The 684-nt window shown below is 76.3% G+C and carries 1 protein-coding gene; it reads left to right on the forward strand.

The genetic code is table 11. The features are described from left to right. A partial coding sequence (locus BIU89_RS15325; protein ID WP_139179258.1) for a DUF58 domain-containing protein occupies positions 1-684 on the forward strand: 684 nt, incomplete at both ends.

Genomic DNA, 684 nt, shown 5'->3' on the forward strand with positions numbered 1-684 from the left:
CGTGCTCGCCGCCGACCTGCGACGGGTCCGGGTGGAGCGGCGGATGCCCCGGCTCGCCCGACGCGACAGCACCGCGGACGGCACCCTCGTGCTCGCCAACGACGGCTCCCGGACGGTCCGCGGTGTGGTCCGCGACATGTGGGAGCCGTCGGCCGGCCACCGTCCCCGTCGGATCCGGATGACGGTCCCCGCCGGGGAACGACGGACGGCCCGGATGCGCTTCACACCGTTCCGTCGTGGTCGACGCCGCACCACCGGGGTCGCCGTGCGGTCCTTCGGTCCCCTGGGCCTCGCCGCACGGCAGCGGGTCGTCGCGGCACCGGGCGAACTCGTCGTGACGCCGCCGTTCCGCTCCCGGCGGCACCTGCCGTCACGGTTGGCACGGCTCCGCGAGCTCGACGGCGAGACCACGCTGCAGCTCCGCGGGCACGGCACCGAGTTCGACTCGCTGCGCGACTACGTGCGCGGCGACGACGTGCGGTCGATCGACTGGCGCGCCACCGCGCGGCGGCAGGACCTCGTCGTCCGCACCTGGCGGCCGGAACGCGACCGGCGCGTCGTCGTCGTGGTCGACGCGGGCCGGGCGGGTGCCGGCCGGGTCGCCGACGAACCCCGACTCGACACGTTCATCGAGTCGGCGCTGCTCCTCGGCGCCCTCGCGGCAGCCGCCGGTGACCGCGTCGA

The organism is Curtobacterium sp. MCBA15_005, assembly GCF_001864855.1.
Taxonomy (GTDB): Bacteria; Actinomycetota; Actinomycetes; order Actinomycetales; family Microbacteriaceae; genus Curtobacterium; species Curtobacterium flaccumfaciens.